The following is a 25,243-nucleotide window of genomic DNA, read 5'->3' as shown; positions in this document are numbered from 1 at the left end:
CCCACTATCAGATGAAATTATAACTATCCCACTTTTTCGACTCCTGCAACTGTACCTCAAGCGTCGCAGTCCCTTGATCGTGGTTGAGGAACATTCCAAGGGCGTCCCAGCCGCCCTAGTCACAGCCTATCATACCGTCCAGTGAATCCAATACATCTAGCCCGGCACAATCACGCGGTATGTACAATATCTACGTCAGCAAGCTCCAGAAGAGGCTCCGTGTCGAAATCATTCTTGTTGTGGGTGATGAAGGTACCACCCTCGGTGTGTGCAGTTGCGAGGTTCAAGAGGTCGACAGGGTCAAGAGAGACATCTTGCGACTGTAGGCGTTCTTCGAGATAGGCGGCTTCAAGCGCAGTGTTCCCGGTGAAGTCGATGATGCGGTCCAACGTCGACGTGAGGCGCGTTCGTGCGCGTTCCATCTCCGACCGACTGCTACAGGAGCGGTAGAACTCGAAGGCGACAAGCGACGGGATTGTCCACTCCTCACTACGATACTGCTGTAGGTGGCTGACAACCTCGGGGTCAGGGTTCGCACCGCCGACTTTCACCAATATGTCGTTGTCCAGTACGATCATTCGTCACTGCGACGGTCCAGCGATTCGTTCAGTTCCTCGTGGGTCTCACGCATATCGTCTGCAAGACTTCCATCATCGAACTCACTGAGGAACCCAGCCATCTCCTCTACGTCTTTCTCGCTTCGGCTAAGGCGGTCCAACAGGTCGTTGAAGCTTTCGTCGTCCTGCTTCAGGTCACGCAGTCGTTCTTTCACTTCGTCGGTGACTCGAATAGTACTCATGTGTATACGTTGTGTACAAACTGTTGGTATCTCTTTCGGTGACTGAGAGAAGTAGTCCGTTGTGTGGTGAGATGCCGGCGGTATCGTACCCAGATGTACCACCTCCGCGCTTTCGTCACCCCTTCGAGGAAGTCGACCAACCAAGCCACGCCAGAACCCGTTCGGTCGCTGTGACGGGTACCGCCGGCCCCGGAAATTTATCCATCTGTGGGTACACTGTACATACATGACGACCCGCGTCAATTTCCGATTACCCGACGAACTTCTGGACAAAGCGGATGTCGCGGCCGCAGCGACGCACAAAAACCGGACAGAGATCGTCGTCGAGGCGCTCCAGGAGTACTTAGACGAGATGGAGGATCAAGAAACATTCAAGCAAACCGTTGTCGACCTCTATCTCGATGACGAGATCGGCTTTGACGCGCTGAAAGAGGTCCTCGGACGGCAAGACGCAGAATCCGTCCGGGCGTCCAAGACCCTTCTTGAGCAGGGCGACGAGATGGCCGACGACCTCGCGGAACTGTGAGCACTGCATGATTGTCGCGGATACAGCTGCACTCATTTCACTCGCGTCGGTCGACCTGCTCGATACGTTGCTCACCGAATTCGAGGTCGCTACCACGGAGACAGTTATCGACGAACTCGATGCAACCAGTGCCTACGACGATACCCACGGCCACGCCGCACAGACTGTGCTCGACAATACAGCGCAGTTCACTGTCAGACAGGTTGACGGCACGCTTGCCTCATCCCGGATTGACGAGGGCGAAGGGAGTTGTGCGCTCCTGTGCAACGACCTCGACGCAGCGTTCTTGATTACTGATGATCTTCGTGCCCTGCCCGAGCTCCAGACCGCTGTCGACGCACAGGTCGCGATTTCACCCATCGTGCTCAAAGCACTGGTAACCCGGCAGGTCCTCGATAGACAGACGGCTCTGGAGAAACTGGACCAGCTCGCCGAACAGCGGTCTTGGCTTGGACAGCCGATCTATCGGCGGGCACAGAAGTTGTTCGACGAATAGCGGGTCCGGATTCTAAATTAAAATCGCACTTCAACGGTTGGTGTCGCCGCCTCAAATGACGGGTCATGCTTGCTGAACACTTCATCAATTATTGCTGCATGAGAGAACGCCTCGACCCGAGCTTCTTCGGATACCTCAAACCGGTCAACCATGTCAATAATCACTGATTCAGCAGTGACTGTCACTTGATATTCGACAACCCGCCCATCGTCAACTCTTGGTTCCTCGAGGGTAATAACGTAGTCTTCCTCCCAGTCGTCATCCATCTCTGTGACTGAGATAGCTCGACGATCATCTCCACCATTCAGGAGATGTTCCGTAGTCATCTGGGGGAACGCTTCTTGGAGTTTCTCATCCAATCTTTTCTCAGTTCGTGACAACCAATGACCCGTGACTTCCCCCGTCGATTCTTCTGGGGCTCCATGTTGAGCTACGGACTCGTCACTGGCCCACATATCAGCTTTGGTGGTGACGGTATCGACGGTGTCGTTGAAGCGAGTGCGGACGCCGTCGGGCAGGTGCTTGGCGAGACCGCCGCCGTATCGCTCGACGCCTTTCTGGGTGGCCCAGCCTGCAGCGCCGCCAACGACTGTGCCAACTTCTTTGCCGACGACGGATTTGAGCGCTTCGGCCGCCAGACTCTGGCCCACAGAGCCGTCCTCGTGTTTGCTGTTGTGTTCTAGGTTGCACCAATGCCGTCGTCGAAATCGAATACGAGCGAGAAGTATCTAGTTGAATATATTCATTCGTGATTTCATCATCTTTTCGGCTACTATGCGTAAATACATTTCTTCAGACACAATGTAACCGTCTGGAGTCTGTCGATATTTGTAGAAGTAATGTGATTGTAAACGCATATATTTCCGGAAACACTAAGTCGGTATGACATACAAATTGATCGTTAGGATACATAATCAACATGCGACAGAATTTCGTTATTTAATAACACTGTCGCGTAATCAGAGATTCTCTTATCCAAGAGTATGACAGCGTATCAAGTTTCGTGGTCGGAAATGTCCGCTTATTCCTTTTCTTTGCTAATGATAGCTGGTCTGATATATGTTGGTGAGACAGCATTGGCAATGTTATATATTTCAGCAATAGCTGTTGGGTTATGCTTGTACGTTATGAGAACAAGATATATGCAATGAGTCAAGATTCGTTTTCAAGAGCCACCAACAGTCCAATCAACCGTTTTGTCGACAGACGAAACCGCTTCGTTACATCTCTGTATCAGGTCGAGCATCCAGACGTTTTCGTCAAGATGTAGTTGAAATATTGTACCGTCCAGTCTGGTGACGGTACTACCCCTCAATTTTGTGTCCCCCCGAGAGGGTGAGGGGTTGCCCGAACATGAGCACCGAACAGCAGTCCGTCGACGAGCAGCCTTCAGGCACCGAAGCCGACGACCAACCAGACATTCGTGCCCAACACCGGCAGGCACAGACGAGTGGCGAAGTTTTTGCGGGGCGTCCTCACGGTGAGCGATGATACCCTAGATTGTTACCGGTTCCAAACAGCGGCAGTGTGTGTCCAGAAGTCCTATCTCGATAGGGTGATCTACGATCCGATCACCTGGGGAAGAAACACAGTCACTCACTCTGTTCATGATGTACATCGGCCAGTATAGAGAGCTATCCATCGCCTCTACAGATAGGTAAGGCGAGTGCCTTGGGGATTTACCCCGAGGTTCTTTACCTGAATTGAGAGAATTCCTTTACGGATTCATTTTCGATCGTCGCAGCTGCACCGGGAGTGAGAGTCAGCAAACTCCACGAGATATTGGTGGATTTCTTCCGCCAAGTCGTGCATTGCCATGGCGAAGTCTCGACCGGGCCGGTCGATGTCATAGTAGAAGCGTGCCCGATGTTCCGAGCGGAAGGCTTCGATCCGACCAGCGACGTCCTCGTCGGAAAAGACGTTTCGCACTGCGATGTCGTCGAATACTTCCTCGTGTTTAATGTAATCTGCTGACTCCGCCGCCGTCATCTCTACAAGGTAGAACTGGAACGACCGCTCGATGGCGTTGAACGACAGTTCGACGATGCTCACGTAGTTGTTCGTTCCCTGCCGAAGCTGCCGGCACGTCCCCAGCATGGCACAGGCCTTCCCGAGTTGGATGTCAGCGTCGTCGTCAGCCCGCTGCCAGGAGAGCGAGTCCTGTGCCGGCCCGGTTTGGTCATCCTCTAGCAACTGTTCGGCGTGTTCGAGTGCGGTGACGACTTCATTCAGACCCATTTCCAAACACCTCCTGTTTTATCGCGTTAAGTGCTGGCGACTCTCGGAGCGTCAGCCCTTCGGCAAGAATGTTGCCGATCTGGTCGTGGTTCGCGGCCGACTCACGGGGTTCGACGACGATATGGGCCTCGTACCGATCGCCGTCAAATTCCTCGTCGGCGATCTCCTGTTCGATGGTGTGGGCCTCACGCTGTGCCTGCATTCGGTCGCCCTCGACAACGACGAACAGGTCGATGTCGCTCGTTCGATCAGCGCTCCCTCGTGCGACGCTGCCGAAGAGGACGACGCCGATTTCGTCGGTAACCCGTTCTTCTAGTCTACTCAGAATTGCTCTGACTGGTGCGTGATACGCTGCTTGTGGAATGGTCGTCACTGGATCATCGGCCTTGACAAGCATTGCTGAATCCATCTGAACAGCATTCGCCCGGCCAGATCGGTCGACGGTAATCACGCCAAGTGCTTCGAGCGTATCGACGGCGGCATTCACGCTACTCAGTCCTTTTCCCGTCACCCGGTGGAGCTCTCGATTCGTGAACCTTCGATCTGGGTTGTCGACGAGGATATGGAGGATATCAGCAGTTGCCCCATATCGGAAAGCGTCGGGCTCACCGAGCGGGATGGGGAGCCGAACGTAAGATCCCTCTTTCGGATTCTCACTTTGAACTGCGTCACCATTCATGGCTGGTCTAATGGTTCAAAGGGCCAAAAATCTTGATACTGAAGAGATACAGAGTTCTCGGAGCTGTCTCGACCTATTGCATCGGCGACGCAGCTGCCGAATCGACGAGCGAGTACTTTCGTCTCGACTCGTCCTCCCCGCCTCGAGGAGGTTGTACTGCGCCATTTTGGAGAGGTACGTCCGGACGGTCCGTTTCGTCCGTGGGTCGTCTCGGTGGCGTGAGAGTCGAAGAGAATTGCGAGCCGGACCGGATGCTCCCGAAGGACAGCTTGGAGGCCGTCGAGATTAAGGGTGGTCTCAGTCGTGGTCGAGTCCGCGTATCTCACTACTCGAAACGCGCGATTGGAGACGAGAGGGACACGACTCCACTCGCGCTGGCAGTCGGTCCCTCTCAGCGTGGGGCAGACGGCCGGGCGAAACAGAGGTATACCTGATTACGGTGTCATGGAACAGTTCATAGGGTAGTTTGTTTCACCACTCTTGAGAGAGAACTACCCTATCAGTAAGTATGCGAGTGCCGCAGGTCGGTTGCAAACTCTATTTGTTTATGCTGGCGATTCGTATTAGTATGCTCTTCAGGACAGTATCGAGAATTGTGGCTCTGATAGCCGTGCCGATCATCCTTTGCTCTACAATCTTCATTCTATATGTCGGACTTGACGGTTCTATGCCGGCGATTTTCGGGTTCGAAAGGGGGTATGTTGCCGTAGCCGGATTGCAGGTCTTGGCGGCGATTGAAATGCTGGTAATCGGACTTAAGCCCAATCTGTTGTCACAGGGCACCGATTGAAAGACTACCTGAGTAGTGTGGGGAACGTTGTATGACTCCTTGGATACCTGGTGGATAGCAGCGTGGGGCTGGCAGGCCGGCTGAGAGCGCGAGAGACGAGTGTGTGTCGGCGTGGGACTGACGGCCGGGCAGGAACGGATGGTTGGCTGGTGTGACGTCTGACCGCCGGGCAGCCGCCGCTGGGCGGCACGCTCGCTCTTGCCGAAGCCGGTACGGAGGCCGAGGGCCGGCGGAGAGGGTTCGGAGGGGTAGCGTCTCGTGTGTGACCGGCAAGAGGTTCTAGTACTGCTTGGCCTGGAGTCGAGTCCTGTGGCACTCGTGACGGTGTCGAGGGAGGCGACGGTTCGGATGGCAGGACTCGTGGGACTACTGTGGGCGGGACTCGGTACACTGACTTCGACGGGACTGCTGGGACTGGCGGCACCACTCCAAACGGTATCGCGACGACGGACTCCGTGTCGGACCAGCACACCTTGAAAGCCCCACGCCGCTGGCGGTCGCTCAGCGACATATCCGCGCAAACCGCACGCGGATAGGGGCCGCTGACACGACCATGGCAAGCGCCAGCGGCGTGCCCCTTTCAGTCCCACCCGACTGCTACGGCACAGCACAGCAGTAATCGAACGCACGCGTCGGAGTCGCGCGCGATCCGGCTGAGGAACCCTCGCGGCCGGCGCTCCCTCGCCGGAACGAGGACGGGCACTGCGTGCCCTGTGTTCCGGGCTGCTCACTTCGTTGCGCTGCCGGGCTTTCACCCATCCGGCACTCGCTTGGCCGCGCGGGATGCTGGCTCACCGCAACCGCACACGATGGGACCGCCCGCCGGGTGTCAACCACCTACCGTCTTTATATACTATTTTCCCTCGAAACGCGAAACACAAGACGCGGCTTAGAAACCACTCAGACACCCGAATATTGCACTTGAAACAATCCAAATGGTCCGTTATCTTTAAGTAGTCGGCACCCATGCATTTACGTACGGAAAGACACGACGCACGCGGCGCTGGCAGGGCAGTTTCACGCCGCAGAAATCGGGTGTAGCAGCACCCGACAAGTGTCTTTCCGTAGGATTGCGAAAGACAATGTACGCTAACAATTCCAGCGGTAAGAAAGCATCGGCAAGCAACCAGACGGTTTCCCTTTCGGCCCACGTCGACGGTGGCCCCGAACAACTTCTAGAGGCGGTCGCAGAGACGGAGAACGGCGACGAACTCGATTTCAGGATGAATCGGGGTAGCGATAGCCGTGGCAACTACTACGCTCGTCAGGAGGAGGCATACGACTACGACTGGACGCGCTCGACCGAGGTCGGCCCGGACCGGCGCTTTGGCGAAACGCTGGAACAGCAAGAGGAACGCCACGGCCGCGAAACCGAGCAAGCCCGACACTCCGAGGTCGCACGCGCTCACGTCGACGATGCCGACCGCGAAGCCTCGGCTCGCCAGCTCACCGACGCGGAAACCGGACGGGCTGACGGGTTCCGCTCCCCGGCTGACCCCCGACAGTGGATGGACCGCGACACGCTGGCGCGAGTCAACCAGCAAGCCGCAACACTGGCAGACAAGACCAGTCTGTCGCAGGCGGCGGCAAGCCGCCGACTCGCGGCCCTTGTGTCCGGGCAGATGGGCGACTGTAACAGCCTGTATGAGGCTTCCTTTACCGTCTTGGACGAGGCTCAGAACGACCTGCAAGTCCCCACGCCTATCGACGAGGTGAGTCCCTACGGCTACGAGTGTACGGTTGAAGGCGAAGTCACGCACATCATTGAGGAGCCAGACGCCCGCAATCAGTACCAAGTCCTCTACATCGAGGACGACGAGGGCACGAGCGCGAAGGTCACGGTCTGGGGCAAGTCCATGCATGGCGTCGAGATGGTTCGCACGCTCCACGAGGGCGACAGAGTTCGGATTTCGGGGGGCAAGCCCGACGACTACAACGGTATCAAGACCGTGGCGGTCACGAGCGACACGCTCATGTGCATCATCGAGCGTGGCGACGGTCCCGCGCCCACCGGACACGGGGGCGGCTCGTTCGGTTCGTCCGGTGCTAGCCCGGCGGTGGCGTCATGGGAAGCCGAGTCAGACACCCATCAGTGGGCCAACGAGCGCGACACTGACCACGCGGTCGCCGTGACGCTCGGGAAGGCCCGCTGTCCTGAACCCGGATGTTCGGACCTGTTCGACACTGAGCATGGGGCCGCCACCCATCAGGGTCTCGTCCACTCCGCAGACTGACGCCCGGTAGCGAGGGCGTCCTCCACTGAGCGGGGGCTTCCTCGGGCGGTGCGACGGTGCTCGCGCACGCGGCCTCGCCGCCGCCTCCGGCACACCGGGCGGCGGCGAGACAACCGCGCGCACGGACTGGCACGCCACCGCACCAGCGCGTCAACGTGGGTCAGTCTGGTGGCGGCTGTGAGAGAGCCGATGTCTTGATGTGTGCGTGAGCGTGGGCCAGCCGGCCCGGGAGAAACCGGGCTGAGTGGCTGGTGGGTCGCGACAGCGCGCGACGCCAGCGGAGCGCTCCGCTCGGCGCTATCGCGCGCCTCGCAGCGGTCCATCGTGCCTGCGGTAGCGGGCGCGATCCCGGCCTGCCGTCGGGAAGAAAAGGAAGAAGCCGCATTGCATCTCTGTTTAGATATTGTGAGTGGGTGGAAACCTCTTCAGCGGGTTAGCCAACAGTGGATGGGCTTCGCCCCGTTACGTGGGTTCATTTCATGTCATTCGGTCGCCCAATCCCTGGTGAGTTCGTCGAGCCAACCATTGGCTGTATCGTTAGCAGGGCTTTCTACTGTTCTACAGAAGAGCGAGGACCGGAGTTCCGAATGGGAGATTCGCCGGTCACTGATGCCAATATCGGGCCTTGACTACCTCGACTCTCGTTGGGAGATTGTCGTGTCTAATTGATTCCAGACCATCTCGAACGCCGGCGGATCGCCGGTGAGGTCCGGAAGGGTGGTCTCCCACTGGTGGCGGATAGTCTCTCGTTGTTCGTCAGGTAACCCATCTGTTAAGTCGACTGTGAGTCCGTCGTGTTCGCACTTCTCCTTAAAGGCGGGTCGCACGTCGGCAAAGTCAATCGTGACTGAATCAGTTTCGAGCAACTGGTAGAGGTCGTAGTAGTCACGAGCGGCCCCACGCTGATAGACCGCCCGGAGCTTTTCGGCGAAGATTTCCTCAACGCTGTACGCCTGGAGGCTAAATTCGGGGATATCCTCGTATGTGTGGGTGTGGTGAACCGGGTCGAATGCGATGTGCTCGTCGACCATCACGTCAATACTGGTCGTATTGGGGTGGTTGAGGACTGCCCGGTACTGGATGCTAATGTCGACGTAGTGGGTCGGATAGTGATCCTGTTGTGATTCATGATGCTCTCGAATTTCGAACTCGATACCAGAGCGGTCGGAAATCGTATCGAGGACTGTCCGTAGCTCTCGCTTGGATCCCTGATACTCTCCTTCGACGCCGAAATCGAGATCCTCTGAGAACCGCCATGACTGCGGAAAGTACAGCTTAGAGAGCGCAGTTCCGCCTTTGAACAGGAGATTGTCACCGTAGGCGCTCATGAAGATGCCCCAGAGGAGCCACGAATTAACGTAGTTCTTTTCGGCGTATCCTTGGCGAACACCCAGTTCGCGAGCGAGAATTCGGAGTCGGTCTTGACTGATCACTTCAATCAGGCCTCCGCCGGCTCCAGCGTTGCTGGTTCGACGTTGATCTGGAGCCGATACGTGCTGTTGTTTGAGCCCGTTTCAGGCTGCGTTGGGTCCAGCAGAGAGTACCCACTCGTGAACGATTCGACGAGGGCCTCGCGGGTGGGAAGATTGATCCCGAGTTGGTCGGCGAGGTAGACGATCCGCTTGGTCGCTGCTCCGTTATCCAGTCGTTCGAGGTACTCGCCGACGGTGTCCCAGGCACAGCCCTGCTGGTCGGCGGTTCGCATCGCGGATGCGAGCTCTCGAAGGCCACCACAGAATTCGGGATGGTCCGCACAGTCGACCAGAGTTTTCTCTAAGTCGCTGACCTGTACGGTCGTCCCATCGATGGACGTCGGTTCAAAGCCGAAGAACTTCCCCTCAGTGACTGTCGTGACGCGGTACGGAACGCCGTGGATCTCCCGGCTTTGGGCTCGGGTCGGTGTGACGACGTAGACCGTCCGAGGGACTTGTTCGGTCAGCCCGTGGTGGCTGAGGGCACTGTAGTAGCCGATGTACATCGGCTCGGCGATGTGGGCGGCAATAAGGTACTCGTGCGTTGTGTACACGCCTTCCTCACCGGCAGTCAGTGGAATAATGAGATATGTGCCCGGAAAGAGCCGGTCGAGCCAACCTTTCTCAGTGAGGCGGGAGGCAATCTCTCGGGCAGTGTTCGGGGAGAGCTCCAATGTCGTCTCGATGTCGTCGACGGAGATGATTTGGTGGCCCGCGCCAGCGAGTCGTGAGAGGAGTCGACTTTCTCGAGTCGAGAGCCCTTGGCGTATAGTCTTTGTTTGATCTGTTGAACTCATGACTGCGGTTCCTACATAGAGTATAAACTTAGGCTGGCTTTAGCCTTGTGACTCCCCTTGGTTGACAGGACAAACAGTATCGCTCTCATGCAAACCTGAGTTGTTGAGTGAGTAACGGTATCTTCGTTCTAACCAACAAAGTCGGCGCTGTCTGGGGTGCTGTTGGTTAGTCGGTGTCTGGGCCCGGTATCCCAGGCGGAACATCTCGATTTTGTGTGGCCGCAGGCAGGTGGCGGCCAGACAGGGCTGCCGGGAGGTGATATCTCCGGTGAATGATATTCACTGTCTATGGCGTGAGGACGGATTCATTACCGAATCCGCTGAGATTCGGATGCAGTCGAGGTCGTTGTCAACCCAAGAACAATTGCGTTCATCTATAGTCTTAACACCTGAGTCTTTAGAGTGCTGTAAATAATACAGACTCTCATGAGCGATTGTATCTGGGCTGTGTGTAAGCCCGAGCAGCGGGCTATCTTGTTTTTTTGTATCACGTATGGTACGTCAGTTATCGGAATCCACCTCACAAACTGGGCATGGGGTGATGAAAAAGAGACCAACGGATTCCCGTGGATAGATGAGTGGTGGATACTCCTGTTAGTCGCAGTGATACTCTATGTGTTTGGTGGATTCAACTCACAGCTTTTATTCATTTGATATATTCTACTAACCTCATAGGCACCAACTGACCAATGGGCCAGTTCACTGAATAACGAAATATCTTCTATGACTCGGAGAAAATCAGGACTGATCGTATCAAAGCATTGGGCGACATAATATTCATCATATTATCATTTGTCCAACGAAGCGTGAAATCTGACGATACTTGCCACGTTGTCGAGATTTTCTGAGGGGCTTCGATAGGGCCGTATCTCGGTTTTCACTGGTCTAACCAACACAGTCGGCGGATTCTAGGGAGCTGTTGGTTAGTCGGTGTCTGGTCCCGGTATCCCAGATAGACACCCCTCGATTTTGTGTGGCCGCAGGCTGGTGGCGGCCAGACAGGGCCGCCGGGAGGTGATATCTCAAATGGGAGACGTCCAGTGTCCACGCTGTGAAGACGTATTCATTACCGAGTTCGATGCGGTCCGGATTCGGTCGGGGTCGTTCCACGACTCTGACCGCAACGAATCGTTTGACCAGCTCTGTGAGGACTGCTATCGCGAGGTCGTGAAGTAGCGCTGGTCAGACTACTCCCTCATTTTTCGACGGGGTCTGGGAGACGACCAAACTCAGTTTCTAGCAAGACTTCCAGATCATCAGTTTCCGTGTCTCTCTCAGCGAAGAACCCTTCAACCACTTCGCGGTCGCTATGATACTGGACGATAGCTTCGTATCCGTATCGGTTGTTTGCCCCGGCAGGATACCAGTGCTTGACGCGGACTTTGAACTCCCTATCTTCCCACGTCCACAGGCGGACTTTGATCGGGTGTTTGAGCTTTTGCCGAGCGATGTCGATCACTTCGTCGACGACCGGCCCAATCGCTTCGATACTCGGAATCTGACGCTGGTCGGATGGCTGTTGCTCTGGGGAAAGGTGTGGCTGTGACATGAGAACGGTGCGATTGAGATTTGGCCGTCATCGCTCAAAAAGCTCTGGGTCGGGGTGGCTCCAGCTGGCACACATCGAGGTACTGGTTCCACGGAGTGCCGGATAGATCGCAGGCGTGGGTCTGCCGGCCGGGGAGAAACCGGGCTGAGTAGCTAGTGGACCGTCCCAGCGCGCGACGCCACTGACAGACTCGCAATGCTCGTCTGTCGTGTCCTCGTTCGCTGGTGCTCACTCGGACGACGGGACGCTCCGCTCGGCGCTATCGCGCGCCTCGCGGCGGTCCAGTCGTGCCTGCGGTAGCGGGCGCGATCCCGGCCAAGCATACAAACCTAACAGATCTGTTAGCTGATTTCGTATACATCTCGTAACCTACTCTGGCCCATCCCACGTAAGCCGGTCAACAGTTGGGAACTCAGCTTTCGCTGTCTGTGGTGGGTTATAATATCTGGACTGGACATCATAGTAGCCGAATTCGGGAGGGATACGGGCACACGCTGTTGCCAGGTTTTATCCGCTGTGTGGGTTATTACGCGAATCCGGGCATTCTGGTCGAATAAGCGAACTGCCAACGCGACCAACGCCGCATCCCGCCAGTTGTTCGTTTCTGGATATTTGCTTTGCTGGTTGAGAAAGGCATCTGCAACGAACCGGGCTTTCTCAACCGCCCCAGCGGTACTATCAAAGTCGTCTGTTCGGTCACCTGACAGCGGGGTGGCTACCCGAACCCACCCCTCTTCGATAGCCGTGTCAAGGTATGGATTCGTCGGTTGGTCACCACCCCCAGTATCCGCCAGCTCGTGGTAGACTGCTGCTGGCACCCAGATTTCGGTTCCAGCTTCTTCAACAGCACTCTTGAGCGATTGTAGTCGCGGACTAGGATACTTTCCTAGATTCCGAAACATCACCGTGTCCGCAATGTTCGCCGTGTATATCCTCGTCATTCAGTCTACTTGTCTGTCAGTTCCTCAAGGAGATCGTCGTCATCCTCATCGAAATCTCCCGGTGTGTACGTCGTCGGAGCCGATTCGCTGTCACCGAGGTCAAGAATCAAATAGAGCGCGTCAACAAGGTCATACGCAATTCCAGGCGAAAGATCCGTGAGACTCGCGATTTGACGGATTGTGACATCCCCCTCACTGTGCTCCTTCACAAGATCGTGTGCTAGCGCGAATGTGACAATACCGTGGTCTTCAAGAACTCGCTCGATTGCTGGATATTCGTCTTTGTGTGCGATCACTTCGATAAGTTCTGGGGTGATAGAGACCTCAGCCTCGCGGACCGTTAAGGTCAGTTCGAATTCTTCAGCAGTGTACACAGCGGTACCAGCATCCTCAGCGACCTTGCTGACGAGACCTGCCTGTTCCAGTTTATGTAGGTAGTCGTACACCGTCTTTTTCGAGACACTCATTGCTTCGACGAGTTCGGGGCCTGTTGTGCTCTCTGAGCGTTTAATCGATGTATAGAGGGCAGCAAGGGACGGGTTCTCGAGCAATTCTGTGAACGTCGGAATCCCGGTGATAATCCCCGGGGTATCTCCCGTGTTTCGAACGTGTTCTGTATCGTAGCTCATCGTGTATAGTGTTACGAAACTAGAAACTATAAGCGTTTGCTACGGGCAGGTGACTGTACCGATGAGAAACAGCAGTTTTTGATCAGTTCTGCGAAGACTGCCACGGTGAACACCGAGCCCGCTCAGATGATGCCGCCGATGACGAGTAGTCCAACGACGAGCAGCAGCGTCGCGACCACGCTACCCCCGGCCAGCCACTTGTTCTCCATCGCCTTTTCGTGAAGCGGCATGTCGGCGTACTCCTCGCGGAACGCCTCGAGGTTCTGGTCGTCGTAGAAGTACTTCGTCTTCAGCGCGAACCGCTCCGTCACCGCACAGCCCGTACAGATCGGCTCACCTTCCAGCCGCTCCGTTTTGATGTGACTGGAGCAGGCAATGGCCCCGCAGTTCGGGCAGTAGGTGTACGTCTCGTCACTGCCGGTCGTGTCACAGTGGACGCACTGATGGATGCCGTCCTCGGCGGTCACTCTTGACGGGCCTGCCGCGTAGTATTCGTAGGGGTAGGTGTACTCTTGGAGTTCGGTCGTCTGGCGAACCTCGGGGAAGTACACTGGTTCGATCGACTGCACGGAAATGTCCGAGCGGTTCGGCTCACAGTTTTTGTTGTATGTGACGTTGTTGTCGCCGGTGTACGTCACTGTCGTCGTGTGGTAGTCCTGAAGCCGCTCGACGGCCCACTCCTTGTACTCCGTTTGGGTCTGCCCGAATCGGCGCTCCTCGACGTCGTCGAATACCTCGGTAAACTGCTCGGTATCGAGGTCGATCGTCGCGTGGAAATTCTCGATGACCAGCGGCGCAACATCGTCGTCGGCCACCTTCGGATGGCCGCGTGCGGCGTGGACAACGAACTGTGTGCGGTCGTTGATCCGGTGGATGACGCCCACCGACGTCTCGAAGACTGCGTTCGTGTCCGCGGTGACCGCGACCACCGGGCGGAACGTCACCCGCGAGTGTGGCTCTGGGAGGTCAGCGGCCTCGATATTCTTGATATCGCGGAACGCTTCCTGGACCGGCGCGTCGACGTCGGCCGCCGGATCGTACGGGCGCAGGGTCTCGTCGCAGAGAATCTCGATACGACCGTTGTAGAGGTCGAGGCCGATCTCGTCAGCGATCTCTCGGAGGTCCTCACCGTCGAGCAACTCGATGGGGTACGGGTCGTCGTTTTGCTGGAGCCGATCTGCGTACTCCTGAGCAGGGCTCGTGAATCGGCCAGTGGTGACGACTATCCCCCGCTTGGGGCCGTCGAAGTCAAACGTCGCGATGGCCGAGTGCAGCTTCTGGACGACCGGGCGACCGACCGTTCCCGTATGCTTGCATTCGACGATAATCGCACGCCGCGTCTCGTCGATCACTTCCTCCATGATGACGTCCCGTCCCTCATCGGCTGTGCGCTTGGCTTGGCGGACGTTCTCGTAGCCGAGGTTGCGGAACACGTCCTCCATCAGGTCTTCGAACTCGAATCCCGAGAGATCATCCAGTATAGCCATCCCGAATTATATGAATAGTATATTGCAACTATCAAATGCGTTGCCAAACGCAGTTCAGTTCTGTCTGTTGAACCCTTCTGAAGGGTTGATGAGCCACCGAACTGTCCGTGAGAATCAAACCTGAACCAGTGGCCCGTCCCAGCGCGCGACGCCACTGACAGACTCGCGATGCTCGTCTGTCCTGTCCTCGTTCGCTGGTGCTCACTCGGACGACGGGGCGCTGCGCTCGGCGCGGTCGCGCGCCTCACGCCGGTCCACTCGTGCCTGCAGTGGCGGGCGCGATCCCCGCCGGAAGTCAGACGGTTCCCCGGCTGAATGCCACACTAAATTGCGATAGTGAAAGAGTGCGAAAACAAGGCGTGTTGTACTTGTTGGGATTCGGATACAAAGCTCCGGACAAAGTGGTGTGTTCGCCGGCCGGTGACTGTCGGGTTGTTCGTCACGAGGGGCCGAAGCAAGCGAGGGTCGAGCGTCGGTCTGCCAGCGCTGGCTCAGTTCGCGTGTAGTCGTGATCGGCGTGGCCCTGGACGTCGGTGGCCGACGACGTGCGTGGCACAGTGGACTCGCATGATGCTCGGTGGGGCTGGCCCGCCGCGTCCAAGTCACGATACGGCTCCGGGGAGTGAGGCGACTTCTATCTGAAACTCGATAGGTTTCCTTGCGGGGTGAGTGTACCAGTCTTCGCTCTGGGTAGGTTCCGCGATCCACTGTCTCTTCCTTTGTTCTATCTCTTATGTTTTTCTTCTTATGTCTCTCGCGCCTCCGCCGGGATATGCACGACAAGGTAAAGAGTGTAGTTTGTATCCGATTCTGGGCGATTCATACCCATGCCGTCCTGCGATTTGCTAATGATTCGTCGCTGTGTTTGAGTGATTCACCGTGATTCAGATTGGCAAATTACCGACGCCGTCTTGCGATTTCGCATATAGAATAGTCCGAAGAAAGTAACTTCAATAACTTTGATACAAGTCGAGTGCTACAGTCTCGACAGGACCCGGTTACCAACTTGTAGAGAAGCACCACCACGTCACGGAAATGAGAAATATATAGAACGTCTTATAGTTAGAACACGGGGAAATTGATGTAGGTCACATGAACTCAGATGGCCTGCGTCGCTCTCCGCTTGCCTCAGTTTCGTCCCGTTCTTCACTCTTGTCAGTATCAGTCTCCGTGTCCGATTCATCAGGCGATTCACTCTCTTCCTTCTCAGCAGAGTCCGTCTCGTCACTGCTGGGACCTGAGACCGTCTCAGGGGAGTGGTCGCCATCGTCATCGGGCAGCTGTTGGTCCTGATCCGCGCCACCAGAGTCATCCTCTAAATCTGATAGGTCTGGGTGGTCTGTATCCGGTGACGTGACGGCGGTGTTTGCTGTTGTCTGGTCGAGTGGGTCGCTCGACTCGTCGTCGCCCACCCCATCTGTCGCGTCGGCAGTCGGCTCGACTTCGGAGTCACGATCCGGGCCACTCTCTCTGGACTCATCATCTTCGGTCTCACCAAGTGACCCATAGAGCACATCATCAAGTCGGGCCCGAGTGAACGAGAACCAGCTGTCACTCTCGATGTCGGTGTCACCCTCAGAGGGTTCCGGCTCCGAACTACCCGGCGACTCCGCACCCTGTGCCGGAAGGCTATCGCGAACGTCGGCCAGTTCGTAGGACTGTCCGTGGACCCACGTCGTCCGTGAGACGGCAACGCACTCACCGGGCTGGAAGTCTCGGAGCAGGCCGGACGTGACCGGCGTCTTGTCCTTCTGTTTGTACATGTCCCGAGCCTGCGTTCGTGGGTTCTCGCCGCGCCCTTGGTGGCTCATCGACACCATCTCGGAGCGGTCATACTGCCGACTCTCGCCGAGTTCGTCGAGGATGAAGTCCGTCGACTCGCTGTCACCAGGTCCGAAGTAGACTCCCTGTGGGCAGTTGCCGACAATCCCGGAAATCGTACTGTACGTGTCCTTGAGCTGGCCGATTGTCTGTACGCCGACTAGTGCCCGGGCCTTGTGTTTCCGACCTCGGGCCGTGAGGTTCGTTACCTGAGTAAGCGCCGGCAGTGCGTCAATCTCGTCGAGGATGTGGACCGTCGGATTCGGGGTATTCATCGCGTAGCGGATCGACCAGTCCACAATCAGTTGATACATTGGCCCGAGCGTTTCCAGTTCCGTTGGGTTTGAGTCAATGATGAGGACTCGCCCTTCCGGGTTCTCGATGTACTCTTGCAGTGAGAACTCCCCGTAGTCTCCGAAGTCGCCGGTGAAGACGGGATCGACATTCTCCTTGATCGTTTGGTAGACGTTCTGTGCGCCTTTCCCCTTGTCAGGGTCGATATGACCCGAATCCAGCCGGTCGAACTCGTCAAGGGCTTTCTTGAGCGCGATGTGACCCTCGTTGAGCAGCGAGACGATATCGGCGTGACAGAGCGCGTGACGGCGACTGTTCTTTTTCGCGCTGAGATGCAGATACATCAGCATCTCCGCGAAGGTCTGTTTGGCGGGCCGGTGGAACGGGTCGTGGCCGTCGGCTTCGCCGAAGATCGCGCCGGCGACCTCGCGGAAGTCCGACTCTGAATCGGCGTCCTTGAACAGATTCCAGACCACATCGCTATCTTCGTGGCGGATGCGCTGAACCTCAAAGCCCAGGTCCTCATAGAACGCTTGGAAGTCCTCCCCAGTATCATGGGCGATGACCGCTGTGTCGCTGTAGTACGGGAACTGGTAGGCCAGCAGCTTCATCATTGACGTCTTCCCCGAACCAGTCTCGCCCACGACGGCTGTAGAGACATCCTGATCGAGCGTGAACGGCATCTCAGCCTCTTCGTGTTCGTGAGAGACCTCTTCGAGTGGGACGACGGACTCCCCGTCGTCGTGGTCCCACTGGTTCATCGCGAGTATTTCCGGCGAGGTCCGGCGGAGCAGTTCCCCGGAGAACACGATACCGATTGAGATGGCATACAGGATTACCGTGGTTGAGTACGAGAGCATCGGCAGCGACAGGCCGGGCACAGTGAAGTCAGCGAACAGTGTCCCGACTGAGATAGCAGCCAGGACATGTGCGAACGGGAACAACAGCGCTGCGCTGGGAGTTTGGACAAGCACGTCGTAAAAGAACGCCGCACTGATGAGTCCAAACCCGAGGTAGATGTAGCGCCACGCCCAGAACCGCTTCGGGAGAACCTTGTCGCTGTCGACGATCATCGGCGGGAACAACAGCATGAATCCGGCCCAGACGAACCCGACGACGTTGTCGTACTTGAGGCTATTCGGGACTTCTCCGGAGCGTTGTCCTGGTGGTGCAGAGGAACTAGAACTCACTGCCACCACCCACGCTCGCGTTCGGGTTCCTGCTCGCGTTCAAGATCAACTTCGGGTTCGCGTTCAGTTGCCGCCTGTTCTTCAGCCCTCTCCGCAGCACGCTCTGAGAGTGGGTCAGTTTGGCGCTCATCGCTCGCTTTCTCAGCCGTGGGCTGTCCGACGTCTTTCTGCTGACTCTTCTCAGTCGCCCGTTTGAGCGCTTTTTCCGCTTCGGGGTTCAGCGATAGTTCTTCCTCATGATACTGCTCCCGTGCTTCTTCATCCACGACCCGACCGATGTCCTCCGGAGAATCACTGGCGGCAGCCGTTGGGTCTCGCGTTCGAGCCGGTTCTTCAAACGCGGTTTCCGCCCGTTCACTGAGTTTCTGGATGTCTTCTAAATCCATTTCCAGCTCTGCCTGCTTCCCAGTAGCTGCGATATGTGCATGAGGAAAGTCTGTATCCCTGTGGACAGCATACACATAGTCGGTTGTCGGCTGGCGGGCAAACTCTTGGTTCATTACGTCCCGAGTGTTGGTCTGGACCTCTTGGGGAGAATACTGTCCAGTAGGATCTGGCGAGACGATCAGATGCCGCTGGAATCCGAACTCCTGACTCTTGTCGACAAATCGGTCTACTTCCGGGTTGGACAGTTCTCGGCCGGCCGGGTTCCGTAGATCAACTGTCGCGCCGGCATCCTGGTCTCGATCACGGCGAATATAATCGACGAGGTTCCCTGCTCCGCTCTGCTGATAGTCCGTTTCTACGATCATGCGCCATCACCCGCTGCGCCGGCGGACCCCTGTCCATCTTCGCTGCTACTGCTTTCCCTTGGAAGAATTGCTTCGGACTCGGTGTTGAGCTCCTGTCCAGTGAACCGTTCAGCAAACTTCATCGCAAGCTGTTGCTCGGCAGTAGAGTAGTCGTCTTTAATCAGCTTCCAGATCGAGATAAGATACGCTGTCCGCACTCTCTGGATGTGCCGTACTTCCTCGAGTGTTTCAGACTCAAATTGGTCCAGAGTCTCCCCCAGTTCCTCCTTGAGAGAGTCCAAAATGACTTCTATCTCAGTATCAGTTCCATACCGGCCGTACTGACGCTCCCCAGTTTCACGGTCAATGTGATCCTCAATCATCTCATGACCATACTCCGAGATTGACGTATCCTCTTCATCGGCTAGTTGTTCAAGCCACTCCCGATTTTCGTCAGTCGTATAGATCTGAATGACAGTTCTCTCACTCATTCTTGACCCTCCTTGTTACGGACGTTGTCTACCTCTTCCTGTAGCTTGTCTGTCGCTTCATCCATCGCAATAGCACGCTCCTCTGAGGAGTAGTCTGTCGAAATCAAGTCCCAGAGAGCTACTTCATAAGCCAACTCTTCAGTTGTCTCAATATCTGCTGCCTTGTTCACTTGCTCTGTCACACTCTCAGCGATCTGTTCCAGCTCTGGTTCCAGACCCAGTTCCTCCGCACGCTGATCGTGCAGCTCACGGGCAATGCGTTGCTCCGTAGCTTTCAGGATATACTCCGATAGGTCTTCATCTACCTTCCGAGCCTGCCGTACTATCTGATCTCTCTCTTCTGCACTCATCCGTAGCGAGATTATGTCATTCATGTGAATCACTCCGTAGTGTCAAACTCCGCATCAGTCTCTGTCTCGATACCACCGTCAGCGACAACTGCTTCTGGCTGTGTCTGGTCAAGTGCCACAGACACCACGTCCACTAATTCCTCTTCGCTGAGTCCGTTGAGGACGTGTTCAGCCTTCTCCGGGGACAATCCACGAGTCGCTAGCTCTTGCTCGACTGCTTTGGAATGGACGAACTCTTCGAAGTCAGCAGCGCGGGAGTCGGCCTCGTGAGCAACAACGTCGAGCGCATCTTCCGCGTCAGCGTCGAGGTCAATGATCTGCTTTTCCTCCCACGACGTCTTGATTGTCAGCGGGTAGTCTCCGTGTTCGTCGACGCGAACCAGCGCTTGTGAGTAGCCCTGTCCGTCACCCAGTGACTCCTTGCCGGCTTCGGCATGCTGGATATAGGACTGCTGTTCGTCCGTCAGTCCAGCGCTTGTTGCTGTCTCGTCGCCTAGCTCTGGCTCACGATGATGCACCTTGATCGGGCACATTCCCGCGATTTCCTCGGCTGCGCCCTTGTCCTCGAACTCCGAGAGCGTCTGGGACAGCATCACCAGCCGCAGTCCGGCGTGGCGCTGGTGGCGAGCAATCTGGTTCAGCGACTCCAAGTTCGCGTCGTCGTTGAACAGGTAGTGAGCTTCGTCGATGATGATCTCGACCTTCTGCTGCATATTCTTGGCCTGCTGGTACAGTGTGCTCAGCAGCAACTGCATGATGAACGACTGCTTGCCGAGGCCACTCCCCGAGCCTTCGACCTGCTGAAGATCCAGATAGACGGCTTTGCTGCTGTCGTCGATCAGCCGCAGGTCCGACTCTTTCGAGAGGTTGCCGAACGTACTCCCCGGTCGGAACGGATGCAGTGCAATCGAGAGTTCGTTTGCGTACTGCTGGATTTTCTGCTGGGAGGACTCCGTTGTCGCTCCGGGGAACATTTCTGGCTCTTCCTGGAGGCGGTCGACCACTTCGAGGAAGTCACTCAGGTTCGGTGAGTTCTCTGGCGTATGCGTTGACGGGTCCGTTGGGTTGATATCGGACTCAGTGAATATCGTGTCGATCAGGAACGTGATGAGGCCGCTGTGCATCTCCAGATCGACATCCCGGGATTGGAGGAAGTTCTCGATGACCCCGTACACTTCGTCTTTCTTGGCGGAGACGGGCTGCATATCCGGGGACTGTTCGAGGACATGCGGCGGCGTCGGATGCATCTCGCACGGATTCAGCGGCGTCTCACCGCTAATTGTGATCGTCTTTGCATCCAGCATCTGCGCGCTGCCGTGCATGTCCCCGACCGGGTCGATGTAGATCTGCTTGACGTCCGACCGCTTTTTCAGCATCCGCATCGCCCGAGCCTGCGTGCCGTGGGTCTTCCCGCCGCCGGGCATCCCAGTCACCAGCTCCGAGTGGCCGGTTTCCAGTGCCCATGGGTCGATCAACAGCGAGGAGTCGTTGTGCCCGTGCAGTCCGTACTCGATGCCGTCCTCCATACGGAGGTAGTTCGACGAGAACGGGAACAGCGACCCGAGTGCTTCNNGTTCTGCCCGAGTTCGTTGGCCCCGATCGGCGAGACAGTCACCAGCCCCGCCTCTTGCCGGCGGGTCGTTCGCTTGACGCCGCAGTTCGAGGGCGAGTCGCGCAGGAGCGTTTCGAGCCGGTTCGTTTGCTTCCGAAGGTCTTCTTCGGTCTCCGCAGTGAGGCGGATGAACGCCCCGACACGGAACAGCGACGTGTGGTTCCGCCGAACCATCTGCCGGATGTACTTCGCTTGGTTGACCTCCTGTTCGATATCCTCCGCTTCCAACTCTCCTTTNNATTGAGACGTCGACGGCAAGGTCCGTATCCAATAGCAGTTGCTCTAACATCCCACTCGTCGGATGCTCGGGATACGTCTCGATCCAGAAGCACCGCGTGTACGTCTCCTGATCGATGAGAGCGTGGTCGGCTTCCCACTCGATATCCGTCGGCGCGACCAGTGACCGATGGTTCTCACCGGGCCGGTAGAGTTGGGAGACGAAGTCGGTCTCGTCGACCTCGTAGTCGGTCCCACCGACATCGTCAGTGTCCATGCCCTCCGCAGCGTCGTGGGCTGCAGCGCCCTCGCCGTGCTTGATGAGTTCCCGTGCCGAGTACGTCACCGGGGAGACGGAGGCCGCCTCTTCGTACTCCCGCTCGGTCCGGGTTTCACAGGCCCAGTAGTCCTCGGTCAAGTGCGCCAGCTCATGTGGGCTGACCGACCGACTACGACACCGGAACATATTGTTGACTGCTCTGTCGACGGTTTCGAGCCGGTCGTGGAGCTTCTTGTCTTTGAACTCCTCTCGCTCGGCGTCAGTGAGCGTGTCACTGTCGAATCGAGTGAACAGCCGCCCAATGACCGGTATCCCGGTCAGGTAATCCGCGATGGAGTCGCTGTTCATCTGGAGGTCGTGAATGTCGTCGTCAGTCACCCAAACGACGATGTAGTACTTCCGCTGGAGTTCAGTCTCAGTTTCAACGTTGCCGCTGTCGTCGATGTAGCGGTTGACAAACTCCATGAGGACACCCCGGAAGATCGAATGGCTCTTCGCATCGGGGTCGTCGAGTCGGTCGATATGCGCTTGGATGTGGGACTCGTTGTCGACTTCGGCCGTCGTGACGTGGAGTTTCGCCCGGCCAGTCAGGGATTCAGACAGGCGTGTGAGTGACTTGACGGCTTTCTCCCATTTCTCGTCATCTTGTAGCGACATATTGGCGGGCTCGACTTCGACCGCGCCGACGTACGCTCCGTCGACGCGCTCAATGCCGTGGGGCATAACCCGCTCTAATCGCGTGACCTGCCGAGTATCCTGATTCCCTTGGCCGTGAGTGTACTGACGCTTTTTGACGAGCCAGAACAGTTTGACCCGCAGCCACTCGGTCAGGCGATAGTGATCTGGCCGGACTTTGTGCAGGATGTAGAGGAACACTTCCACAACCGCTGTGAGGGCCAACGTGGGGAAGAACAGCGCTGCTGGCACGAACGGCATCCCCATCGCGATGAGGAAGCCAAACGGCGGGATGAGGAACAGGATGAGTTCCCCCAGCGTGTAGTCGCCCCAGAAGTTGGTCGAATCTCCGAGCGATTCGTGGATGATGTTCGTATTGTATTCTTCTTCTGAGTCAGCCATTAGTCATCATCCTCCTTGTGCGGCAAGCCGTCGCGGTACACATCCGGCCCTAATATATCGTCATCAGTTGCAAACACATCCCTGAGCGAGTCGTACGACTCGGACTCATCGGACTCCGTGGTCTCGGTATCGTTCTCGTCGAAGTCATCGTCGGAGAACGGCGGATCAACCTCAGACTCGTAGACCCTGGTATCGCCAGAGTTGATCTGTGTTTGGCGCTCCATCTTGGTTTGGCGCTCCATCTTCGTCTGGCGTTCACTAATCGGAGTGTCGTCACTCTCGGAGTCGCCGGACGAGCCAGACGAGCCGGACGAACCACCGTTGGTGAATCGGCTGTTGAGGGGACTTCCACCGGACCCGCTCCCGCCGCCAGAGGGTGGTGAGCCACCAGACCCGCTGCTGCCACTGCCGCCACCAGAAGGCGGAGCGGAACCGCCTGACCCACCGCCGCCGGAGCCACTGTTGCCGCCACCTCCGGAGCCGTTGGGACTACTGCCGCCACCGGAACCGGTGGGGCCGCCGCTAGAACCCCTCTTCATGCCGGCGGGGTTGGCTGCCATCTGGCGGTGGACCATCTGGGCTCCCGTGGCAGCACTGCCGACACGCCCTTTTGCAGCGCCTGAGGCAGCTCGAATCGTGCCACCCGTCGCCATTGCTGCGCCGGGGCCACCGACCGCGCCAGCGCCGGCTGTCGCCGCCGCACCACCAGCCGCCGCACCGATCTTGAGTGGCTTTTTGCCGCCGGCGAGCGCCTGCTCGCTGACTTGAATCGCAACGCGGCTACTGCGCTGAATGAGGACCTTCTGAGATTTTGCCGCCAAGTACAGCGTCACGAGGCTGATGAACAGGGACAGGTCAGAAGCCAGTCCCCAGTTTGTCGCTTCAAAGCTCATGCGGATCAGGATTGCAGGCGGAATGCCCGCAGCGAGGACTCCGGGATACGCGCCGGCGACCTGTTTCGCCAGCCCCGAGAAGCGATTCAGCGGCCAGACCTCGACCGCCCAGAACGTCGCGACCAGTGGCATCGACAGGGTCAGCAGGAAGACCAGCAGCCATCTGGTGATAAAGATGAACGCTGCCTTGAGGTAGACGTACAGTCCGACAACGATGAGGACGAGGAATATCCCCAGACTGAGATCCGCAATCTGCTGGGCTGAGCTGATTAGTGCGGCGACTTCAGTCGTTGATTGACCGGATTTGTAAATCTCGCGACCGATGGCATTGAAGAACTGAGTCCCCAGTGAGGCGACCGGAAGCCAAAAGAACAGTGAGAGGAAGGCAACCCCAAGTCGGCGTAGGAGCTTCTTCCGAATGACCGGGTTCATCGACCCGTATCGAACTCCAATCATTGCCAAGACGATGAACTGCAGCCCGAGTGCCAACCCAACGATTCCATCGAAGTAGATGCCCGATATTAGCGAGTTCCACGGGGCATTACTCGCAGATTCGAACGCAATGTCAACTGGGGCCGATGAATTCGGTCCTTCGGGGGCGGGTGTCCCTACCATCGGGTCAATGAGGCTCTTAAAGAACCCGTCAAGATAATTGACTATCTGCGTTTTAAGTTGAGCAAGGAAACCACTGATACCAGCTGTGATTGCCGACGAGAGTTCTCTCAGCAATCTCTGGAAAACCTCCTCAACGAGGTCCTCGCCTATTCCCGACTGCATTGCTACGTCTCCGTCTCCGTCTCTGTCTCTACTGAGGTAGCAGTGACTTCTTCAGGAGTCCCAATCAGAGTCCGCTCGCATCCAGATGAATTTTCATAGCTGATCGTCTGAGTGAATGTGACTGGATCGCTCCAAAGGAATTCAACGGTTAATTGCTCATCTCTTTTAGCGCTCTCATCAACTTTCGGACAAGAAGAGACGGTGTCTTCAATGAGGGAAAAATATCTGACGACATTGGTTTCACCAGGCTCTACCGGGACAAACACGTCTTCTTTTTCTTTCCCGTTCATTAATGCGCGGGTAGCTGCACCGGTTCGCTCACCCACATTCCTGACAACCACCACCAAGTGGCCGAGGCCTTCGCGAACGTCTGGATGTTCAGTGGCAGGAACGACTTTCTCAAGTTCGAATGTAGTGCCCAGTTCGAGTGGGATTTCGGTTTCAACGTCATCCCCACGGAGATAGAGCGTGTGCTGGCCCCGGGGCAATGGCTTGTATTTATCATCTCCCGCCGTTAGCAATAGGCTAGTCCGGGTTTCACCAGGACTGAAATAGTCGCTGACGAACTCTCGACCGGACTCTGTGATGATGCTGACCGATGAGGGCTCGATCTCATCGGTCACAGCCACTTCCAGAGCCAACTGGCGGCCGTTCTCGACAATTTCAATCGATGTCTCTTCGATGTAGTCGGACTGCTCTTCTGGCGGACCGGCACTTCCACCGTCTCCGCCGCTATCATCAAACAGCCCGCCACTGCATCCTGCAAGCGCAGCAAGGCTCCCGCTAAGGAGTCCAAGCACTGTTCTGCGGTCGATACTGCTGTTTCGTGGTATATCTTGCTTTGTCATGGATTATACCAACCAACAAATTTGCC

General features: G+C 56.8%; 22 protein-coding genes and 1 pseudogene. 6 read left to right on the top strand and 17 right to left on the bottom strand.

Annotation, left to right across the window (positions count from 1 at the left end; translation table 11 throughout):
- Positions 1-170: 170 nt before the first annotated feature.
- Together AV929_RS03090 and AV929_RS03085 are read right to left on the bottom strand one after the other, a co-directional pair.
- Positions 171-578 carry a type II toxin-antitoxin system VapC family toxin gene (locus AV929_RS03090; protein WP_064287404.1) on the bottom strand — a complete coding sequence of 136 codons (408 nt, stop codon included), beginning with the start codon at positions 576-578 and terminating at the stop codon, positions 171-173.
- Entirely contained in the window at positions 575-799 is a 225-nt protein-coding gene (locus AV929_RS03085) for an antitoxin VapB family protein (RefSeq protein ID WP_064287403.1), read from the bottom strand. The genes AV929_RS03090 and AV929_RS03085 overlap by 4 nt, the downstream gene beginning before the upstream one ends.
- Before the next feature lie 226 nt (positions 800-1,025).
- Here AV929_RS03085 and AV929_RS03080 point away from each other — a divergent pair, with 226 nt between their 5' ends.
- Both AV929_RS03080 and AV929_RS03075 read left to right on the top strand, forming a co-directional pair.
- A complete protein-coding gene (locus tag AV929_RS03080; RefSeq protein ID WP_064287402.1) occupies positions 1,026-1,325 on the top strand; it encodes a CopG family ribbon-helix-helix protein in 300 nt (99 codons plus the stop codon).
- 7 nt (positions 1,326-1,332) lie between these two features.
- Positions 1,333-1,821, top strand: coding sequence for a hypothetical protein (locus AV929_RS03075; protein ID WP_064287401.1), 489 nt, complete (start codon positions 1,333-1,335; stop codon positions 1,819-1,821).
- Between the two features lie 17 nt (positions 1,822-1,838).
- Here AV929_RS03075 and AV929_RS21665 read toward each other — a convergent pair whose 3' ends face one another.
- The gene (locus AV929_RS21665; RefSeq protein ID WP_155120707.1) at positions 1,839-2,180 is read right to left on the bottom strand and encodes a hypothetical protein; all 342 of its coding nucleotides are present in this window, start codon (positions 2,178-2,180) and stop codon (positions 1,839-1,841) included.
- Between the two features lie 24 nt (positions 2,181-2,204).
- Here AV929_RS21665 and AV929_RS21660 point away from each other — a divergent pair, with 24 nt between their 5' ends.
- A complete protein-coding gene (locus tag AV929_RS21660) occupies positions 2,205-2,504 on the top strand; it encodes a hypothetical protein (protein ID WP_064287399.1) in 300 nt (99 codons plus the stop codon).
- Between the two features lie 1,042 nt (positions 2,505-3,546).
- Here the strand turns inward: AV929_RS21660 and AV929_RS03060 are convergent.
- The 3 genes and pseudogenes from AV929_RS03060 to AV929_RS21195 all read right to left on the bottom strand — a co-directional run.
- Positions 3,547-4,059, bottom strand: a complete 513-nt coding sequence (locus tag AV929_RS03060) for a hypothetical protein (RefSeq protein ID WP_064287398.1) — start codon at positions 4,057-4,059, stop codon at positions 3,547-3,549.
- Positions 4,046-4,738, bottom strand: coding sequence for a nucleotidyltransferase domain-containing protein (locus tag AV929_RS03055; protein ID WP_014030739.1), 693 nt, complete (start codon positions 4,736-4,738; stop codon positions 4,046-4,048). Before AV929_RS03055 ends, AV929_RS03060 begins: the two co-directional genes overlap by 14 nt.
- A gap of 73 nt (positions 4,739-4,811) precedes the next feature.
- A pseudogene (locus AV929_RS21195) lies at positions 4,812-4,960 on the bottom strand (AAA family ATPase); the annotation flags it as partial.
- A 346-nt stretch (positions 4,961-5,306) separates the two neighbouring features.
- Between AV929_RS21195 and AV929_RS03050 the strand changes: the two are divergent.
- Positions 5,307-5,528 carry a hypothetical protein gene (locus AV929_RS03050; protein ID WP_058997961.1) on the top strand — a complete coding sequence of 74 codons (222 nt, stop codon included), beginning with the start codon at positions 5,307-5,309 and terminating at the stop codon, positions 5,526-5,528.
- Between the two features lie 1,082 nt (positions 5,529-6,610).
- Positions 6,611-7,762: an SOSS complex subunit B family protein gene (locus AV929_RS03045; protein ID WP_064287396.1), complete on the top strand. Its 1,152-nt coding sequence runs from the start codon at positions 6,611-6,613 to the stop codon at positions 7,760-7,762.
- A gap of 629 nt (positions 7,763-8,391) precedes the next feature.
- On the opposite strand, the gene AV929_RS03040 is transcribed toward AV929_RS03045, so the two are convergent.
- Entirely contained in the window at positions 8,392-9,195 is an 804-nt protein-coding gene (locus AV929_RS03040) for a nucleotidyl transferase AbiEii/AbiGii toxin family protein (RefSeq protein ID WP_064287395.1), read from the bottom strand.
- A gap of 5 nt (positions 9,196-9,200) precedes the next feature.
- Positions 9,201-10,031, bottom strand: a complete 831-nt coding sequence (locus tag AV929_RS03035; protein WP_064287394.1) for a type IV toxin-antitoxin system AbiEi family antitoxin — start codon at positions 10,029-10,031, stop codon at positions 9,201-9,203.
- Between the two features lie 1,026 nt (positions 10,032-11,057).
- On the opposite strand from AV929_RS03035, the gene AV929_RS21655 reads away from it, so the two are divergent.
- Positions 11,058-11,207 (top strand): hypothetical protein, encoded by a 150-nt coding sequence (locus tag AV929_RS21655; RefSeq protein ID WP_155120706.1) that lies wholly within the window; start codon positions 11,058-11,060, stop codon positions 11,205-11,207.
- A gap of 19 nt (positions 11,208-11,226) precedes the next feature.
- Here AV929_RS21655 and AV929_RS03025 read toward each other — a convergent pair whose 3' ends face one another.
- The 9 genes from AV929_RS03025 to AV929_RS02975 form a co-directional block, all read right to left on the bottom strand.
- Positions 11,227-11,580 carry a hypothetical protein gene (locus AV929_RS03025; protein WP_080510017.1) on the bottom strand — a complete coding sequence of 118 codons (354 nt, stop codon included), beginning with the start codon at positions 11,578-11,580 and terminating at the stop codon, positions 11,227-11,229.
- 946 nt (positions 11,581-12,526) lie between these two features.
- Positions 12,527-13,150 carry a helix-turn-helix domain-containing protein gene (locus AV929_RS03015; RefSeq protein ID WP_230458821.1) on the bottom strand — a complete coding sequence of 208 codons (624 nt, stop codon included), beginning with the start codon at positions 13,148-13,150 and terminating at the stop codon, positions 12,527-12,529.
- Positions 13,151-13,272: 122 nt separating this feature from the next.
- Entirely contained in the window at positions 13,273-14,637 is a 1,365-nt protein-coding gene (locus AV929_RS03010) for a restriction endonuclease (RefSeq protein ID WP_064287391.1), read from the bottom strand.
- Between the two features lie 1,088 nt (positions 14,638-15,725).
- Positions 15,726-17,942 (bottom strand): type IV secretory system conjugative DNA transfer family protein, encoded by a 2,217-nt coding sequence (locus tag AV929_RS03005; RefSeq protein WP_064287390.1) that lies wholly within the window; start codon positions 17,940-17,942, stop codon positions 15,726-15,728.
- Positions 17,939-18,694 (bottom strand): relaxase/mobilization nuclease domain-containing protein, encoded by a 756-nt coding sequence (locus AV929_RS03000; protein WP_064287389.1) that lies wholly within the window; start codon positions 18,692-18,694, stop codon positions 17,939-17,941. The genes AV929_RS03005 and AV929_RS03000 overlap by 4 nt, the downstream gene beginning before the upstream one ends.
- Positions 18,691-19,164 (bottom strand): hypothetical protein, encoded by a 474-nt coding sequence (locus AV929_RS02995; RefSeq protein WP_004966057.1) that lies wholly within the window; start codon positions 19,162-19,164, stop codon positions 18,691-18,693. The genes AV929_RS03000 and AV929_RS02995 overlap by 4 nt, the downstream gene beginning before the upstream one ends.
- Entirely contained in the window at positions 19,161-19,538 is a 378-nt protein-coding gene (locus AV929_RS02990) for a hypothetical protein (RefSeq protein WP_004966056.1), read from the bottom strand. The genes AV929_RS02995 and AV929_RS02990 overlap by 4 nt, the downstream gene beginning before the upstream one ends.
- Before the next feature lie 3,160 nt (positions 19,539-22,698).
- Entirely contained in the window at positions 22,699-24,369 is a 1,671-nt protein-coding gene (locus tag AV929_RS02980) for a hypothetical protein (protein ID WP_064287388.1), read from the bottom strand.
- 2 nt (positions 24,370-24,371) lie between these two features.
- The gene (locus tag AV929_RS02975) at positions 24,372-25,217 is read right to left on the bottom strand and encodes a hypothetical protein (protein WP_064287387.1); all 846 of its coding nucleotides are present in this window, start codon (positions 25,215-25,217) and stop codon (positions 24,372-24,374) included.
- Positions 25,218-25,243 lie beyond the last annotated feature (26 nt).

The sequence above is a fragment of the Haloarcula sp. K1 genome (assembly GCF_001647155.1).
Lineage (GTDB): Archaea > Halobacteriota > Halobacteria > Halobacteriales > Haloarculaceae > Haloarcula > Haloarcula hispanica.
This window is presented reverse-complemented; position numbering and strand designations above follow the sequence as displayed.

What these genes read in the sequence shown, in the direction of transcription:
- AV929_RS03090 (WP_064287404.1), bottom strand. Translation starts at nt 578, where the DNA reads ATGATCGTACTGGACAACGACATATTGGTGAAAGTCGGCGGTGCGAAC.
- AV929_RS03085 (WP_064287403.1), bottom strand. Translation starts at nt 799, where the DNA reads ATGAGTACTATTCGAGTCACCGACGAAGTGAAAGAACGACTGCGTGAC.
- AV929_RS03080 (WP_064287402.1), top strand. Translation starts at nt 1,026, where the DNA reads ATGACGACCCGCGTCAATTTCCGATTACCCGACGAACTTCTGGACAAA.
- AV929_RS03075 (WP_064287401.1), top strand. Translation starts at nt 1,333, where the DNA reads ATGATTGTCGCGGATACAGCTGCACTCATTTCACTCGCGTCGGTCGAC.
- AV929_RS21660 (WP_064287399.1), top strand. Translation starts at nt 2,205, where the DNA reads ATGACCCGTGACTTCCCCCGTCGATTCTTCTGGGGCTCCATGTTGAGC.
- AV929_RS03060 (WP_064287398.1), bottom strand. Translation starts at nt 4,059, where the DNA reads ATGGGTCTGAATGAAGTCGTCACCGCACTCGAACACGCCGAACAGTTG.
- AV929_RS03055 (WP_014030739.1), bottom strand. Translation starts at nt 4,738, where the DNA reads ATGAATGGTGACGCAGTTCAAAGTGAGAATCCGAAAGAGGGATCTTAC.
- AV929_RS03050 (WP_058997961.1), top strand. Translation starts at nt 5,307, where the DNA reads ATGCTCTTCAGGACAGTATCGAGAATTGTGGCTCTGATAGCCGTGCCG.
- AV929_RS03045 (WP_064287396.1), top strand. Translation starts at nt 6,611, where the DNA reads ATGTACGCTAACAATTCCAGCGGTAAGAAAGCATCGGCAAGCAACCAG.
- AV929_RS03035 (WP_064287394.1), bottom strand. Translation starts at nt 10,031, where the DNA reads ATGAGTTCAACAGATCAAACAAAGACTATACGCCAAGGGCTCTCGACT.
- AV929_RS21655 (WP_155120706.1), top strand. Translation starts at nt 11,058, where the DNA reads ATGGGAGACGTCCAGTGTCCACGCTGTGAAGACGTATTCATTACCGAG.
- AV929_RS03025 (WP_080510017.1), bottom strand. Translation starts at nt 11,580, where the DNA reads ATGTCACAGCCACACCTTTCCCCAGAGCAACAGCCATCCGACCAGCGT.
- AV929_RS03015 (WP_230458821.1), bottom strand. Translation starts at nt 13,150, where the DNA reads ATGAGCTACGATACAGAACACGTTCGAAACACGGGAGATACCCCGGGG.
- AV929_RS03010 (WP_064287391.1), bottom strand. Translation starts at nt 14,637, where the DNA reads ATGGCTATACTGGATGATCTCTCGGGATTCGAGTTCGAAGACCTGATG.
- AV929_RS03000 (WP_064287389.1), bottom strand. Translation starts at nt 18,694, where the DNA reads ATGATCGTAGAAACGGACTATCAGCAGAGCGGAGCAGGGAACCTCGTC.
- AV929_RS02995 (WP_004966057.1), bottom strand. Translation starts at nt 19,164, where the DNA reads ATGAGTGAGAGAACTGTCATTCAGATCTATACGACTGACGAAAATCGG.
- AV929_RS02990 (WP_004966056.1), bottom strand. Translation starts at nt 19,538, where the DNA reads ATGAATGACATAATCTCGCTACGGATGAGTGCAGAAGAGAGAGATCAG.
- AV929_RS02980 (WP_064287388.1), bottom strand. Translation starts at nt 24,369, where the DNA reads ATGCAGTCGGGAATAGGCGAGGACCTCGTTGAGGAGGTTTTCCAGAGA.
- AV929_RS02975 (WP_064287387.1), bottom strand. Translation starts at nt 25,217, where the DNA reads ATGACAAAGCAAGATATACCACGAAACAGCAGTATCGACCGCAGAACA.